This window comes from Serratia sp. BNK-23 (assembly GCF_047456145.1).
Classification (GTDB): domain Bacteria; phylum Pseudomonadota; class Gammaproteobacteria; order Enterobacterales; family Enterobacteriaceae; genus Serratia; species Serratia nematodiphila.
This window is the reverse complement of record NZ_CP179900.1, coordinates 4,598,565-4,612,211: the sequence shown is the minus strand read 5'-3', so window position 1 is coordinate 4,612,211 and position 13,647 is coordinate 4,598,565. Positions and strand designations below refer to the sequence as shown.

The window sequence follows — 13,647 nt, the reverse complement described above, 5'->3', positions numbered from 1 at the left end:
AAAAGTAAAAAGGCACGCTATCCAGAGGATTTAGCGTGCCTTTCAGGGCTACCGGGTAGGTCTGTTATTGTTCATTTTCATCCGTATAGCGTTTGGCTTTATAGGCCGGGTGCATCAGGTTCTCCACGGAGAAGATGTCATCCAGCTCGGCTTCGGTCAGCAGGCCGCGTTCCAGCACCACTTCGCGCACGCTCTTGCCGGTTTCGGCGCAGATCTTCCCGACGATGTCACCGTTGTGGTGGCCGATGAACGGGTTCAGATAGGTGACGATACCGATCGAGTTGAAGACGTAGTGTTCGCAGACTTCTTTATTCGCGGTGATGCCGTTAATGCATTTTTCCAGCAGGTTGTAGCAGGCGTTGGTCAGGATGTGGATCGACTCGAACATCGCCTGGCCGATCACCGGCTCCATCACGTTCAACTGCAGCTGGCCCGCTTCGGCCGCCATGGTAACGCAAGTGTCGTTGCCAATCACCTTGAAACACACCTGATTGACCACTTCCGGCACCACCGGGTTCACTTTGGCCGGCATGATGGACGATCCCGCCTGCAGCTCCGGCAGGTTGATTTCGTTCAGGCCGGCGCGCGGGCCGGAGGAGAGCAGGCGCAGGTCGTTACAGATTTTGGACAGTTTCACCGCCAGGCGTTTGAGCGCGCTGTGCACCATCACGTAGGCGCCGCAGTCGGAGGTGGCTTCGATCAGGTCTTCCGCTGGCACCACCGGCAGGCCGCTGACTTCCGCCAGTTTTTGCACCGCCAGCGGCTGGTAGCCTTCCGGGGTGTTGAGCGCGGTGCCGATGGCGGTGGCGCCCAGGTTCACTTCCAGCAGCAGCTCCGCGGTGCGGTGCAGGTTGCGGGTCTCTTCGTTCAGCAGCACGCTGAAGGCGTGGAATTCCTGGCCGAGGGTCATCGGCACCGCGTCCTGCAGCTGGGTGCGGCCCATTTTCAGGATGGTTTCGAACTCTTTCGCCTTGCGATCGAAGCCTTCGCGCAGCTGGTTGATGGCGTCGATCAGTTTCTGGTTGGAGGCGTACACCGCGATGCGGAACCCGGTCGGGTAGGCGTCGTTGGTGGACTGGCATTTATTGAGGTGATCGTTCGGATTCAGGTACTGGTATTCGCCTTTTTGGTGGCCCATCAGCTCCAGGCCAATGTTCGCCAGCACTTCGTTGGTGTTCATGTTCAGCGAGGTGCCCGCGCCGCCCTGGAATACGTCCACCGGGAACTGATCCATGCACTTGCCTTTATCCAGCACCTCGTCGCAGGCCTGGATGATCACGTCGGCGATTTTGCGCGGAATGGTTTTGAGTTCTTTGTTGGCCATCGCCGCGGCCTTTTTCACCATCACCATGCCGCGAACGAACTCGGGGACATCGCTGATTTTGCTGTTGCTGATGTAGAAGTTTTCAATCGCACGCAGAGTGTGAACTCCGTAGTAAGCGTCTGCGGGGACTTCACGTGTTCCTAACAGGTCTTCTTCGATACGAATGTTGTTTGACATGAGAACCTTCTCTATGTGTTGCTGCCGAATTAATAATTTGTCAGGTCAAGGCTAAAGGGCACAGCCTAAATTAATATTGCCGAAGGCTTGGGGCGTGAAACGATTAACCAAATCGCCCGTTGCTGCCCAGATCATATGCTGGTTGATAAGAAATGACTGAATCCAGATCACCTTATGGTGTTTAAGGATATGCCCTTTTCCGGTTCTGTGACTTCTTTCACGTTTGTGAACTTTAGCAATAAAAACCGGCTCTCGGTTGAAATGGTGGGGGGATGCCCTCATTGTAATGGTGTCGGCCATTTACGGCCTCTTTTTTCGCGCCGTCGCCCCGTGGCGGCCGCGCTTTACCTACCGATAGGAGAACCAGGTGCGCTGGTTACCGCTACTGCTGATATTTCTGCTGGCTTACATAGAAATATCCATCTTTATCAAAGTCGCCGCCGTGCTCGGCGTGGCTGTCACCCTGTTGCTGGTGGTGTTCAGCTCCTGCGTCGGCATTTCGCTGGTGCGCAATCAGGGCATGAAAACTTTCGTGCAGATGCAGCAAAAACTGGCGGCCGGCGAAAGCCCGGCGGCGGAAATGGTGAAAAGCGTTTCGCTGGTGCTGGCGGGCTTCCTGCTGCTGATTCCGGGCTTCTTCACCGACTTCCTCGGCCTGCTGCTGCTGCTGCCGCCGGTGCAAAAATCGCTGACGCTGAAGCTGATGCCGCATCTGTCGGTGTATCGCCCCGGCGGTTGGACGGGCGGCGACGCCGCCAATGGCAACACCTTTGACGGCGAATTCCAGCGTAAGCACGACGAGCGCCCGGTGCTGGAACACCGCCCGGACGAGGATCGCAAACCTCACGATCGTTAAGCAAACGCGGCCCAGGCCGCGTTTTTCATCTCTGCGGCACTCGCCGAACCAAAAATGCGAAATTTTTTTCGTTAGCCCCCTTGAAGGGGGCTGGAACGCCCCCATCTCAAATGCCACGAGGCCGGTAATAACAACCATCCGGTGTACAACCCTAAATCTGATAGAGACCTTCTTACAGGAGAGCGTTCAATGAGTATTCGTCCATTGCATGACCGCGTTATCGTCAAGCGCAAAGAAGTTGAATCAAAATCTGCTGGCGGCATCGTCCTGACTGGCTCTGCTGCGGGTAAATCCACTCGCGGTGAAGTGGTTGCAGTGGGTAAAGGGCGTGTGCTGGAAAACGGCAACATCCAACCGCTGGATGTGAAAGTTGGCGATATCGTGATTTTCAACGACGGCTACGGCGTGAAAGCAGAGAAGATCGACAATGAAGAAGTGTTGATCATGTCCGAAAGCGACATTCTGGCAATTGTTGAAGCGTAATTGCGCTTTATCTTCTGAACTGAACGAGTTGAAGGGAAATACCAATGGCAGCTAAAGACGTAAAATTCGGCAATGACGCTCGCGTGAAAATGCTCCGCGGCGTGAATGTTCTCGCTGATGCAGTAAAAGTGACCCTGGGCCCGAAAGGCCGCAACGTAGTGCTGGATAAATCTTTCGGCGCACCGACCATCACCAAAGACGGCGTTTCCGTTGCGCGTGAAATCGAGCTGGAAGACAAGTTCGAGAACATGGGCGCACAGATGGTGAAAGAAGTGGCCTCCAAAGCGAACGACGCGGCGGGCGACGGCACCACTACGGCAACCGTACTGGCTCAATCCATCATCACCGAAGGCCTGAAAGCGGTTGCTGCCGGCATGAACCCGATGGATCTGAAGCGCGGCATCGACAAAGCGGTTGTCGCTGCGGTTGAAGAACTGAAAAAACTGTCCGTACCTTGCTCCGATTCCAAAGCTATCGCTCAGGTAGGCACCATCTCCGCCAACTCCGACGAAACCGTGGGTAAACTGATCGCGGAAGCGATGGAGAAAGTGGGCAAAGAAGGCGTTATCACCGTTGAAGAAGGCACCGGCCTGCAAGACGAGCTGGACGTGGTTGAAGGTATGCAGTTCGACCGCGGTTACCTGTCCCCATACTTCATCAACAAGCCGGAAACCGGTTCTGTTGAGCTGGAAAGTCCGTTCATCCTGCTGGCTGACAAGAAGATCTCCAACATCCGCGAAATGCTGCCGGTGCTGGAAGCCGTTGCCAAAGCAGGCAAACCGCTGCTGATCATCGCTGAAGACGTTGAAGGTGAAGCGCTGGCGACCCTGGTGGTCAACACCATGCGCGGCATCGTGAAAGTGGCTGCCGTTAAGGCGCCTGGCTTCGGCGACCGTCGTAAAGCCATGCTGCAGGACATCGCGACCCTGACTGCCGGTACCGTTATCTCTGAAGAGATCGGTCTGGAGCTGGAAAAAGCCACCCTGGAAGACCTGGGTCAGGCGAAACGCGTTGTCATCAACAAAGACACCACCATCATCATCGATGGCGTGGGCGACGAAGCAACCATCCAGGGCCGCGTTGCTCAGATCCGTCAGCAGATCGAAGAAGCGACCTCTGACTACGATCGTGAAAAACTGCAGGAGCGCGTAGCGAAACTGGCCGGCGGCGTTGCCGTTATCAAGGTTGGCGCAGCGACTGAAGTTGAAATGAAAGAGAAGAAAGCCCGCGTTGAAGACGCCCTGCACGCCACCCGCGCTGCAGTGGAAGAAGGCGTGGTTGCCGGCGGCGGCGTCGCGCTGATCCGCGTTGCAGGAAAAATCGCCGCGCTGAAAGGCGACAACGAAGACCAGAACGTGGGTATCAAAGTTGCGCTGCGCGCAATGGAAGCCCCTCTGCGTCAGATCGTGGTTAACGCCGGTGAAGAAGCTTCCGTTATCGCCAACCAGGTGAAAGCGGGCGAAGGCAGCTACGGCTACAACGCTTACTCTGAAGAATACGGCGACATGATCGCGATGGGTATCCTGGATCCAACCAAAGTGACCCGTTCTGCTCTGCAGTACGCGGCTTCCGTGGCTGGCCTGATGATCACCACCGAATGCATGGTCACCGACCTGCCGAAGGCTGACGCACCGGATCTGGGCGCAGCAGGCGGCATGGGTGGCATGGGCGGTATGGGCGGCATGATGTAATCATCCCCCACACGCTTGTGTGCTGAGAACCCCGGTCAAACGACCGGGGTTTTTTTATCTTAAAAATCAATAAAAAGAATGTTTGTTTAGCGCGTTATTAGTTCACTGAATGAATTATTGCATTATTTTGCTTTTGCCCTAAACCGCTGTCGTTTCGTACCGATATAGCCCCTACCGGGCGGGGAATTTTCCCCCGCCGGGGTGACTGTCAACGGAGACGACTTATGCTGAAAAATATGAAAATAGCCACCTGGTTGATGTTGATGCTGTTGCTGCTGGGCTTGATGCCCATGGGAACCGGCGCCATCGCCTTCTATTTCATGCAGCAAAACGGCAACAGCATCGGCAGGATGAGCACTTTCTCCGACGAGGAAGCGGCGCTGAACCGCAGCTGGCGTTCCTTGCTGCAAACGCAGACGCTGATCGACAACCTGGCGTTCGAGCGTATGGCGCAGACCAGCAGAGCCGATATTCAGCAGGGCATTGATGAGGCGCGCGGCGAGCTGCGCGGCGCCGATGTCGCTTTCAATCTGTTCTGGGATACGCCGGGCCTGACGGTATCGCGCCCGGAGCTGGGCGAGGCGATGAAAAAGGTCTACCTGGCGCAGCAGAGAGTGCTGAAGCAAGAGTTGACGCTGCTGGCCGAGACGCCGCAGGCATCGTTGATTGAACGGCTGCACGCCATGGCGGCCGAGAAGCGTCAGGTGCGCCAACGGTTGGACGGCCAGTTTGCCGACTACATGCGGGCCACGGTGGCCGCCCACCGTCTGGCGGTGGAGGAGGCGGAGCAGACTCAGAAAGTGTTCGCCCGCCTGCTGAGCGGCACCCTGGCGGCGATCCTGCTGCTGCTGGTCGCCGTACAGCGTGATTTCCGCCGGCGCCTGATCCTGCCGCTGCGCCAGATTGCCGAACATTTGCAAAAGGTTGGGCGTGGCGATCTGCGCAGCAAGATCGTGGCGCGCAGCAACGATGAGATTGGCATGCTGTTCGCCAGCCTGCAGGCGATGCAGCAGGAGCTGAGCGCCACCGTGCAGCAGGTGCGTGACGGCGTGGAGTCGATCAACCACGGCACGCATGAGATCGCCGTCGGCAACGCCGATCTCTCCAGCCGCACAGAAGAACAGGCCAGCGCGCTGACGGAAACCGCCGCCAGCATGGAACAGATCACCGCTACGGTGCGGCAAAACGCCGATAACGCCAACCAGGCCGCCGGGATGGTCAATCAGACCGCCGGCATTGCCCGCAACGGCGAAACGCTGATGGCCAGCGCGGTCGACAAGATGCGGGCGATCAACGACAGCGCGCGTCAGGTGGGGGATATTACCAGCGTGATCGACGGCATCGCCTTCCAGACCAACATTCTGGCGCTGAACGCCGCCGTCGAGGCCGCGCGCGCCGGGGAGCAGGGGCGGGGTTTTGCGGTGGTGGCCGGCGAAGTGCGCAATCTGGCGCAGCGCTGCGCGACTTCGGCCAAGGAGATCAGCAGCCTGGTCGACGGCGTCACCTGCGATATCGCCGCCGGCGTGCGGCTGGTGGAGCAGGCGGGTGAGACGATGAATGCCATCGTCGGCTCGGTGAACCAGGTGACGTCGCTAATGGATAACATCTCGTACGCGTCGCAAGAGCAAAGCAAGGGCGTTGAGCAGGTCGGGGTGGCGGTGACCCAGATGGATCAGGTAACCCAGCAGAATGCCGCGCTGGTGGAAGAGGTGGCGACCACCGCCGTCGGCGTGGAGGAGCAGGCGGCCTTGCTGGCGCAGGCGGTGGCGGTATTCCAACTGGCGGGAGAGCCGGAAGCGTCGGCTTCGGCGGCCGGTGCCGGCTGGGTATAATGCCGCCGCTCTGTATTTGATGATATTTTTGCCGCCCGGGGCGATTTAGCTGGTAAACTGGTTAGTCATCAGCTGTCGCTCAAGACGTTGGCCCGCTCGCGCGGCAACGGATGCTTAAGAGATGGCATCGCTTTCTGATATACCCTATGAATTTCAAGTTGTAGCTAGGCGGCCAGCTCGTGAGTCCCCAGGCGCTTACTTGAGTAAGTAACTGGGGTGAGCGAGTGCAGTCAACAACGCTACAGCTTGAAAGGCGACGGGTAGAAGATTTTGCGTAATTCTCAACATCGAATGGGGAACAAGATGCGGATTAAAGCCTTACTGGGTCTTTCGGCAGCGGTGCTGCTGGCGGGTTGCAGCACCACTCATGAACTGACCGCTGCGGGTCAGCAGATCAAGTTCACCGACAGCAAGCCGGCGGCGGAATGCCAGCTGCTGGGGGAAGTGACCGGCACCCAGAGCAACTGGCTGTCCGGCAACGGCGGTGAGGGCAGCTCCATGCGCGGTGCGGCCAACGATCTGCGCAACAAGGCGGCGGCAATGGGCGGCAACGTGATCTACGGCGCCAACAGCCCAAGCCAGAACCTGCTCTCCAGCTTCGCGCCGCTGGACAGCAAAATGGTCGGCCAGGTTTACAAGTGCCCGTAAGGCGCTGAGGCCAAACGCCGCACAGAGATAAAAAAGAGGAATGCCACGGCATTCCTCTTTTCGTTCCATCAGGCCATGTGGCGCGCATCACTCCTGCATCAGGCGCAGGTCGATCGGTGTTTTGCTCGGTTCGCCGCCCACTTCACGCGTCAGGCGCGGCACCAGATAACCGGACACCTTGCTCAGCAGCGCCTGCATGATGACGCGCGCTTCATCGTCGCTGACCATGAAGTGCGCCGCGCCCTGCACCTTGTCCAGCACGTGAATGTAGTAGGGCAGGATGCCGGCGTCGAACAGCGCGTTGCTGAGCGCGGCCAGCGTGTCGGCGTCATCGTTGACGTCGCGCAGCAGCACGCTTTGATTGAGCAGCGTGACGCCGGCGAGGCGCAGCTGAGCCATGGCGCTCTGCAGCTCGCGGTCGATTTCGTTGGCGTGGTTGATATGCGTGACCATCAGCACCTGCAGGCGCGAGGCCGACAGCAGGCGGCACAGCGCCGGCGTAATGCGCGCCGGGATCACCACCGGCAGACGGGTGTGAATGCGCAGGCGTTTCAGGTGCGGGATGGTCTCCAGTTCGCCGACCAGCCACTCCAACTCGCTGTCTTTGGCCATCAGCGGATCGCCGCCGGAAAAAATGATCTCGTCGAGTTCCGGGTGTTGGCGGATATAATCCAGCGCCTGCCGCCAGTTGTTCTTGTTGCCCTGATTATCCTGATAGGGGAAGTGGCGGCGGAAGCAGTAACGGCAGTTGACCGCACAGCCGCCTTTGACCAGCAGCAGCGCGCGATTGCGGTATTTGTGCAGCAGGCCCGGCACCACGCTGCGCTGCTCATCGAGTGGATCGGTGGTGAACCCTGGGGCGTTGATGAACTCCTCTCTGGCGGTCAGCACCTGGCGCAGCAATGGGTCGTTGGCATCGCCGGGGCGCATGCGCGCAGCGAAGGCGCGCGGCACGCGCAGGGCAAACAGCCGGCGGGCATCGCGCCCCTGCGGCAGTTCCGGGTGCGTATTCAGTGACAAAAGCTGCAGTAATTCATCGGGATCGGTAATAACATCGGCGAGTTGATGCAACCAATCTTCTCTATGTGCCGTACTTTGGGTTATAATGTGTGCCATTTTTTTGGCTAAGCTACCAGTTCAAATATTCAGAGGGCCATCATGGCGACTTATTCTAGCAACGATTTCCGTCCGGGTCTTAAAATCATGTTCGAGGGCGAACCTTACGCCGTCGAAGCCAGTGAGTTCGTTAAGCCGGGCAAAGGCCAGGCGTTTGCACGCGTGAAAATGCGCCGTCTGCTGACCGGCACCCGCGTGGAAAAAACCTTCAAGTCTACCGATTCTTGCGAAGGCGCAGACGTGATGGACACCAACATGAACTACCTGTACAGCGACGGTGAGTTCTACCACTTCATGCACCCTGAGTCTTTCGAACAGCATCAGGTTGACGGCAAAACCGTCGGCGACGCGGCCAAATGGCTGCAGGATAACGCAGAGTGCATCATCACCCTGTGGGATGGCCGTCCAATCGCCGTTCAGCCGCCGAACTTCATCGAAGCGGAAATCACCGATACCGATCCTGGCCTGAAAGGCGATACCGCAGGGACTGGCGGCAAGCCGGCGACCCTGAGCACCGGCGCCGTAGTAAAAGTGCCGTTGTTCGTCCAGATCGGCGAAGTGATCAAAGTTGACACTCGCTCTGGCGAATACGTCTCTCGCGTTAAGTAAGTTTCAAAACAGAGGAACCCCCGCGGTTCCTCTGTTTTATCCCATCCTCGTTCGTTGGCAGAAAATCCGCATGTTCAAGAAAACGCTGTTGGCCGTGCTCTCCCTGTTGTTCCTTTTCTCCCTCAGCAGTTGCAATACGTTTCGCGGTTTCGGCGAAGACGTTCAGCATCTCGGCGGCGCCATCTCCCGCACGGCCAGCTGATCCCGCCTTTAACCCGATGTATTTGCGCCACAAAGCCGGTCACGATCCCACACCCTCCGTCAATTTTGACTACGCTTAGAAAGCCGTACTTTTTCATCAACGACAAATAAGGACTTTCTTATGCTGAAGAAAAGTATTATCGCGATCTTCTCTTTGATGATTTTGAGCTCGCTGACCGCCTGCAATACCACCCGCGGTGTGGGTGAAGACATTCAGGCCGGCGGCAAGGCTATTCAGCGCAGCGCGGAATAATCCGCATTCCACCCGGCGGCGTTCCGGCTGCGGAGAGCCGCCACATTTCTATCCCTTGCCTGAGCGTTAACGCTGCTGCTATCCTGCCGCAGTGCGGGTGAGGTTACCCGTCATGCATCACCTCGCTGAACGGGACGGCCCGTTTACGCGTCATTTTATCGGGGACGACCCCAGTGGTAGGGAGGCCGTCTCATGGCCTGGATTATTCTGCTTATCGCCGGTTTGCTCGAAGTGGTTTGGGCTATCGGTCTGAAATACACCCACGGTTTTACCCGGCTGACGCCGAGCATTATCACCATCGCCGCGATGGTGGTCAGCATGTTGCTGTTGGCCAACGCCATGAAAACGCTGCCCGCCGGCACCGCCTACGCGGTGTGGACCGGCATCGGCGCGGTGGGCGCGGCCATCATGGGCATGGTGCTGTTGGGGGAATCGACCAATATCGCGCGCATCATCAGCCTGTGCCTGATCGTGGTCGGCATACTCGGGCTGAAGTTCAGCAGTCACTGACCGGCGGACTGCTGCACCCAGATCAGCTTGTCGGTGGCGAAACCGTAGCCTTTGGCTGTCTGCAATAAGCGGTCGCGCACGGCGGCGTCAAGCGTCGGCGTGCGCGACAGGATCCACAGATAGTCGCGGTTCGGGCCGCAAACCAGCGCGTAGCGATACGCCGGATCCAGGGCAATCACGTTGTAGCCGCCGTAGAAGGGGCCGAAGAACGATACTTTCAGCGCCGCGATCTGCGGTGAACCGATAAAGTAGGCTTTGCCTTCGCTTTCTTGCCATTGCTGTTTCTGCGGATTGAAGCCGCGATTGATGACTTTCAGTCCGCCGTCGGCACGCGGGCTGTAGTGGGCGGTCACCTGCTGTAAACCGCGTTCGAAGCGATGATCCAGACGTGCAATCTCATACCAGGTGCCGAGATAGCGCTGGCTGTCGAAAGGGGTCACGACCTTGATGTCTTTAGGCGGGGAGACGCTGCAGGCGACGGAGAGCAGGGCGGAAAGCATGACGCTAAGCTTTGACCATAAACGCATCGGTGACTCCTGTTTACCGGGGGCGAGTAGACAGTGTAGCCGATGAGAAAAGGGCGGCCAACGGGCGTTGGCCGCCTGAGCGGTTTACAGCGTGACGACGCCGATGACGGTGACGACGCTGAGGATCGCCGCCAGACCGTAGAACACCCACTTGCCGGCCGGCACGTGGATCTTCAGATCGTGCATCGCATGGTGGATGCGGTGCAGGCCGCACCACAGCGGCAGAATGATCATCAGCAGCAGGAATAGGCGGCCGATCAGGCTCTGGCAGAACGCCAGCACGCGCTCGTAACCCAGCGCCTCACCGGGGAACAGCCCCAGCGGCAGCAGAATGCCGACCAGCAGTACGATGGCCGGTGCGACGATCGCCCCCCACATACCGCCGGCGCCGAACAATCCCCAGAAAACCGGCTCGTCGGAACGTTTAGGTGCTTGATTTATCATGTTTCCTCCGGATTAGATCAGGGCCACGGCCAGGATGACCACGCTGACGACGATGGTGACGGCCCACAGCCCTTTCACGATGGGGCCCGGCCCCATTTTCTCGCTGTTGACCACGATATTGGCGGCCTTCGGCGCCAGATCGAACCAAGTTTTGGTGTGCAGCGCCGCCGCCAGCAGGGCGACGACGTTGATCAACAGCACCAGCGGATTCTGCAAGAAACCGACGAAGCCGGCCCAGCTCTCGGCGCCGCCCTTCAGCGCAAACACGCCGTAGAGCAGCACGATGCTGAACCACACCGCCAGCACCGAGGTGCCTTCGCGCAGCATGTAGAAACGGTAGAAGCCGAGCTTTTGCCACCAGGTGGGCGTCATGGTGCGCACATAGGGCTTACGTTGAGTTGTCATGGCAATTTTTCTCCCTTATTGCGGCTTCAGCATGGCGATCATGAAGTCTTTGGCGCTCTCCACCTTGCCCTGCTGGATGGCGGCGGCGGGATCGACGTGTTTCGGGCAGACTTCAGAGCAATAGCCGACGAAGGTGCAGCTCCAGACGCCGTTTTGGCCGTTGAGCTGCGGCATGCGCTGTTTCTTGCCGTGGTCGCGGTTGTCCAGGTTATAGCGGTGCGCCAGCGTGATCGCCGCCGGGCCGATAAACTCGGGGTTGAGGCCGAACTGCGGGCACGCGGCGTAGCACAGGCCGCAGTTGATGCAGCCGGAGAACTGGTGGTACTTGGCCATCTGCGCCGGGGTCTGCACGTTCGGGCCATCCTCCGGTTTGCGATCGTTGCCGATGATGTACGGTTTGATCGCCTCCAGGCTTTCGATGAAGTGGGTCATGTCCACCACCAGATCGCGCTCGATCGGGAAGTTGCCCAGCGCTTCGACCTTCATGCCGCCGACGTAGTCGCGCAGGAAGGTTTTGCACGCCAGCTTCGGCACGCGGTTGACCATCATGCCGCAGGAGCCGCAGATCGCCATGCGGCACGACCAGCGGTAGGAGAGATCCGGCGCCAGGTTATCCTTGATGTAGCCCAGCGCATCGAGCAGCGAGGTCTGTTCATCATAAGGCACGGCGTAAGTGACGAAATGCGGCTCGGCGTCACTTTCCGGGTTATAGCGCATGACGTCGATCTTCAGGGTTTGCATCTCAGCCATTTGCCTGCTCCTTATTCTTTTTCTCCTGCGCTTCGGCTTCTGCGCCGTAGACGCGTTTGGCCGGCGGCAGCTTGGTGATTTTCACGTCGCTGTATTCGAGACGCGGTGCGCCCTGCGGGTTGTGGAACGCCAGCGTATGCTTGAGGAAGTTGACGTCGTCACGCTCGGTGCAGCCTTCGTCCAGGCGCTGGTGGGCGCCGCGCGACTCTTTGCGGTTAAATGCGGAGTGCGCCATGCATTCGGCGACGTCCAGGCCGTAGCCCAGCTCGATGGTGTACAGCAGATCGGTATTGAACACGCTGGTGTTGTCGGTGATTTTGACGCGCTTGAAGCGCTCTTTCAGCTCGGCCAGCTTATCGATGGTTTTTTGCATCAGCTCCGGCGTGCGGTAGATGCCGCAGCCTTCTTCCATCGACAGCCCCATTTCGTCGCGGATCTTCGCCCAGTTTTCGTTGCCTTCCTGCTTCATCAGGTTGCCCAGGCGGGTTTCGACGTCGCGGGTTTGCGCATCCAGCGCGGCGCCGTTGGCCGGCGCGGTTTCCAGCGCGCGGCGCGCCGCGTGCTCACCGGCGACGCGGCCGAATACCACCAGTTCCGCCAGCGAGTTGGAGCCGAGACGGTTGGCGCCGTGCAGGCCGACGGAGGAACATTCGCCGACCGCGAACAGCCCCTTGATGCGAGTTTCGCAGTTCTGGTCGGTTTCAATGCCGCCCATGGTGTAGTGCGCGGTAGGGCGCACCGGGATCGGATCCTTCACCGGATCGACGCCGACGTAGGCTTTGGCCAGTTCACAGATGAACGGCAGCCGCTCCAGCAGCTTTTTCTCGCCCAGGTGGCGCAGATCGAGGTAGACCACGTCGCCGCGTGGGGTGGCGATGGTGCGGCCGGCGCGCCATTCGTGCCAGAAGGCCTGGGACACTTTATCGCGCGGGCCCAGCTCCATGTATTTGTTCTTCGGCTCGCCCAGCGGGGTTTCCGGGCCCATGCCGTAGTCTTGCAGGTAGCGGTAGCCATCCTTGTTCACCAGGATGCCGCCTTCGCCGCGGCAGCCCTCGGTCATCAGGATGCCGGAACCGGGCAGGCCGGTCGGGTGATACTGCACGAACTCCATGTCGCGCAGCGGTACGCCGTGGTGGAACGCCATGCCCATGCCGTCGCCGGTGACGATGCCGCCGTTGGTGTTGTAGCGGTAAACGCGCCCGGCGCCGCCGGTGGCCATCACCACCGCGTTGGCGCGGATCTGCACGCGGGTACCTTCCATCATGTTGAGCGCCACCAGGCCGCGCGCCTGGCCGTCATCCACCAGGATATCCAGTACGAAGTGCTCGTCGAAGCGTTGAATTTGCGGGTATTTCAGCGAGGTCTGGAACAGGGTGTGCAGCATGTGGAAGCCGGTCTTGTCGGCGGCGAACCAGGTGCGTTCGATCTTCATGCCGCCGAAACGCCGCACGTTGACCGAACCGTCCGGTTTGCGGCTCCACGGGCAGCCCCATTGTTCGAGCTGGGTCATCTCGCGCGGACACTGATGCACGAAGTGATCGACCACGTCCTGCTCGCACAGCCAGTCGCCGCCGGCGACGGTGTCGTGGAAGTGGTAGTCAAAGGTATCGTGATCCTGAGTGACGGCGGCGGAGCCCCCCTCGGCGGCGACCGTGTGGCTGCGCATCGGGTAGACCTTAGAGATCAGCGCGATTTTCAGTTGGGGATTGGCTTCCGCTGCGGCTATTGCTGCACGTAAACCAGCGCCCCCGGCCCCAATAATGGCAAGATCGGCGTTAAAGGTTTGCACTGCATTCCTCCAATGTTCTTATCAAGAACGGC

17 protein-coding genes are annotated in these 13,647 nt (G+C 59.2%); 9 read left to right on the top strand and 8 right to left on the bottom strand.

Annotated elements, in window-relative coordinates:
* Positions 1–64: 64 nt before the first annotated feature.
* On the bottom strand, positions 65–1,501 hold the full coding sequence (gene aspA, locus ACMGF9_RS21985; protein WP_004929659.1) for an aspartate ammonia-lyase: 1,437 nt from the start codon (positions 1,499–1,501) through the stop codon (positions 65–67).
* Between the two features lie 51 nt (positions 1,502–1,552).
* Positions 1,553–1,801, bottom strand: coding sequence for a hypothetical protein (locus ACMGF9_RS21980; RefSeq protein ID WP_197763682.1), 249 nt, complete (start codon positions 1,799–1,801; stop codon positions 1,553–1,555).
* Positions 1,802–1,868: 67 nt separating this feature from the next.
* On the opposite strand from ACMGF9_RS21980, the gene ACMGF9_RS21975 reads away from it, so the two are divergent.
* The 5 genes from ACMGF9_RS21975 to ACMGF9_RS21955 all read left to right on the top strand — a co-directional run bounded on the left by ACMGF9_RS21975 (position 1,869) and on the right by ACMGF9_RS21955 (position 7,011).
* Positions 1,869–2,357 (top strand): FxsA family protein, encoded by a 489-nt coding sequence (locus ACMGF9_RS21975; RefSeq protein ID WP_414160418.1) that lies wholly within the window; start codon positions 1,869–1,871, stop codon positions 2,355–2,357.
* Positions 2,358–2,546: 189 nt separating this feature from the next.
* On the top strand, positions 2,547–2,840 hold the full coding sequence (locus ACMGF9_RS21970) for a co-chaperone GroES (RefSeq protein ID WP_004929661.1): 294 nt from the start codon (positions 2,547–2,549) through the stop codon (positions 2,838–2,840).
* A gap of 44 nt (positions 2,841–2,884) precedes the next feature.
* A complete protein-coding gene (groL, locus tag ACMGF9_RS21965) occupies positions 2,885–4,531 on the top strand; it encodes a chaperonin GroEL (RefSeq protein ID WP_004929662.1) in 1,647 nt (548 codons plus the stop codon).
* Positions 4,532–4,755: 224 nt separating this feature from the next.
* Positions 4,756–6,363 (top strand): methyl-accepting chemotaxis protein, encoded by a 1,608-nt coding sequence (locus ACMGF9_RS21960; RefSeq protein ID WP_414160417.1) that lies wholly within the window; start codon positions 4,756–4,758, stop codon positions 6,361–6,363.
* A 303-nt stretch (positions 6,364–6,666) separates the two neighbouring features.
* Positions 6,667–7,011, top strand: a complete 345-nt coding sequence (locus ACMGF9_RS21955; protein WP_004929664.1) for a DUF4156 domain-containing protein — start codon at positions 6,667–6,669, stop codon at positions 7,009–7,011.
* Positions 7,012–7,098: 87 nt separating this feature from the next.
* On the opposite strand, the gene epmB is transcribed toward ACMGF9_RS21955, so the two are convergent.
* Positions 7,099–8,127, bottom strand: coding sequence for an EF-P beta-lysylation protein EpmB (epmB, locus tag ACMGF9_RS21950; protein ID WP_004929665.1), 1,029 nt, complete (start codon positions 8,125–8,127; stop codon positions 7,099–7,101).
* Between the two features lie 42 nt (positions 8,128–8,169).
* Here epmB and efp point away from each other — a divergent pair, with 42 nt between their 5' ends.
* The 4 genes from efp (at position 8,170) to sugE (ending at position 9,700) form a co-directional block, all read left to right on the top strand.
* Positions 8,170–8,736 carry an elongation factor P gene (gene efp, locus ACMGF9_RS21945; RefSeq protein ID WP_004929666.1) on the top strand — a complete coding sequence of 189 codons (567 nt, stop codon included), beginning with the start codon at positions 8,170–8,172 and terminating at the stop codon, positions 8,734–8,736.
* Between the two features lie 70 nt (positions 8,737–8,806).
* Positions 8,807–8,938, top strand: a complete 132-nt coding sequence (locus ACMGF9_RS21940; RefSeq protein ID WP_004929667.1) for an entericidin A/B family lipoprotein — start codon at positions 8,807–8,809, stop codon at positions 8,936–8,938.
* Positions 8,939–9,058: 120 nt separating this feature from the next.
* Positions 9,059–9,190 (top strand): entericidin A/B family lipoprotein, encoded by a 132-nt coding sequence (locus ACMGF9_RS21935; protein WP_004929668.1) that lies wholly within the window; start codon positions 9,059–9,061, stop codon positions 9,188–9,190.
* Between the two features lie 192 nt (positions 9,191–9,382).
* The gene (sugE, locus tag ACMGF9_RS21930; RefSeq protein WP_004929669.1) at positions 9,383–9,700 is read left to right on the top strand and encodes a quaternary ammonium compound efflux SMR transporter SugE; all 318 of its coding nucleotides are present in this window, start codon (positions 9,383–9,385) and stop codon (positions 9,698–9,700) included.
* Here the strand turns inward: sugE and blc are convergent.
* The 5 genes from blc to frdA form a co-directional block, all read right to left on the bottom strand.
* Complete coding sequence (gene blc, locus ACMGF9_RS21925; protein WP_015376378.1) at positions 9,694–10,227, bottom strand: outer membrane lipoprotein Blc; 534 nt, start codon at positions 10,225–10,227, stop codon at positions 9,694–9,696. The two genes, sugE and blc, sit on opposite strands and share 7 nt — an antisense overlap.
* Positions 10,228–10,311: 84 nt before the next feature.
* Entirely contained in the window at positions 10,312–10,671 is a 360-nt protein-coding gene (gene frdD, locus ACMGF9_RS21920) for a fumarate reductase subunit FrdD (RefSeq protein WP_004929672.1), read from the bottom strand.
* A 12-nt stretch (positions 10,672–10,683) separates the two neighbouring features.
* Complete coding sequence (gene frdC, locus ACMGF9_RS21915) at positions 10,684–11,076, bottom strand: fumarate reductase subunit FrdC (RefSeq protein ID WP_004929673.1); 393 nt, start codon at positions 11,074–11,076, stop codon at positions 10,684–10,686.
* A 15-nt stretch (positions 11,077–11,091) separates the two neighbouring features.
* Positions 11,092–11,826, bottom strand: a complete 735-nt coding sequence (locus tag ACMGF9_RS21910) for a succinate dehydrogenase/fumarate reductase iron-sulfur subunit (protein ID WP_004929676.1) — start codon at positions 11,824–11,826, stop codon at positions 11,092–11,094.
* A complete protein-coding gene (gene frdA / locus ACMGF9_RS21905) occupies positions 11,819–13,615 on the bottom strand; it encodes a fumarate reductase (quinol) flavoprotein subunit (protein WP_015376381.1) in 1,797 nt (598 codons plus the stop codon). Before frdA ends, ACMGF9_RS21910 begins: the two co-directional genes overlap by 8 nt.
* Between the last annotated feature and the right edge of the window lie 32 nt (positions 13,616–13,647).

Bases quoted from the DNA above. Each gene is read 5' to 3' on its own strand.
- aspA (WP_004929659.1), bottom strand. From the start codon at position 1,501: ATGTCAAACAACATTCGTATCGAAGAAGACCTGTTAGGAACACGTGAA.
- ACMGF9_RS21980 (WP_197763682.1), bottom strand. From the start codon at position 1,801: ATGGCCGACACCATTACAATGAGGGCATCCCCCCACCATTTCAACCGA.
- ACMGF9_RS21970 (WP_004929661.1), top strand. From the start codon at position 2,547: ATGAGTATTCGTCCATTGCATGACCGCGTTATCGTCAAGCGCAAAGAA.
- groL (WP_004929662.1), top strand. From the start codon at position 2,885: ATGGCAGCTAAAGACGTAAAATTCGGCAATGACGCTCGCGTGAAAATG.
- ACMGF9_RS21960 (WP_414160417.1), top strand. From the start codon at position 4,756: ATGCTGAAAAATATGAAAATAGCCACCTGGTTGATGTTGATGCTGTTG.
- ACMGF9_RS21955 (WP_004929664.1), top strand. From the start codon at position 6,667: ATGCGGATTAAAGCCTTACTGGGTCTTTCGGCAGCGGTGCTGCTGGCG.
- epmB (WP_004929665.1), bottom strand. From the start codon at position 8,127: ATGGCACACATTATAACCCAAAGTACGGCACATAGAGAAGATTGGTTG.
- efp (WP_004929666.1), top strand. From the start codon at position 8,170: ATGGCGACTTATTCTAGCAACGATTTCCGTCCGGGTCTTAAAATCATG.
- ACMGF9_RS21940 (WP_004929667.1), top strand. From the start codon at position 8,807: ATGTTCAAGAAAACGCTGTTGGCCGTGCTCTCCCTGTTGTTCCTTTTC.
- ACMGF9_RS21935 (WP_004929668.1), top strand. From the start codon at position 9,059: ATGCTGAAGAAAAGTATTATCGCGATCTTCTCTTTGATGATTTTGAGC.
- sugE (WP_004929669.1), top strand. From the start codon at position 9,383: ATGGCCTGGATTATTCTGCTTATCGCCGGTTTGCTCGAAGTGGTTTGG.
- blc (WP_015376378.1), bottom strand. From the start codon at position 10,227: ATGCGTTTATGGTCAAAGCTTAGCGTCATGCTTTCCGCCCTGCTCTCC.
- frdD (WP_004929672.1), bottom strand. From the start codon at position 10,671: ATGATAAATCAAGCACCTAAACGTTCCGACGAGCCGGTTTTCTGGGGA.
- frdC (WP_004929673.1), bottom strand. From the start codon at position 11,076: ATGACAACTCAACGTAAGCCCTATGTGCGCACCATGACGCCCACCTGG.
- ACMGF9_RS21910 (WP_004929676.1), bottom strand. From the start codon at position 11,826: ATGGCTGAGATGCAAACCCTGAAGATCGACGTCATGCGCTATAACCCG.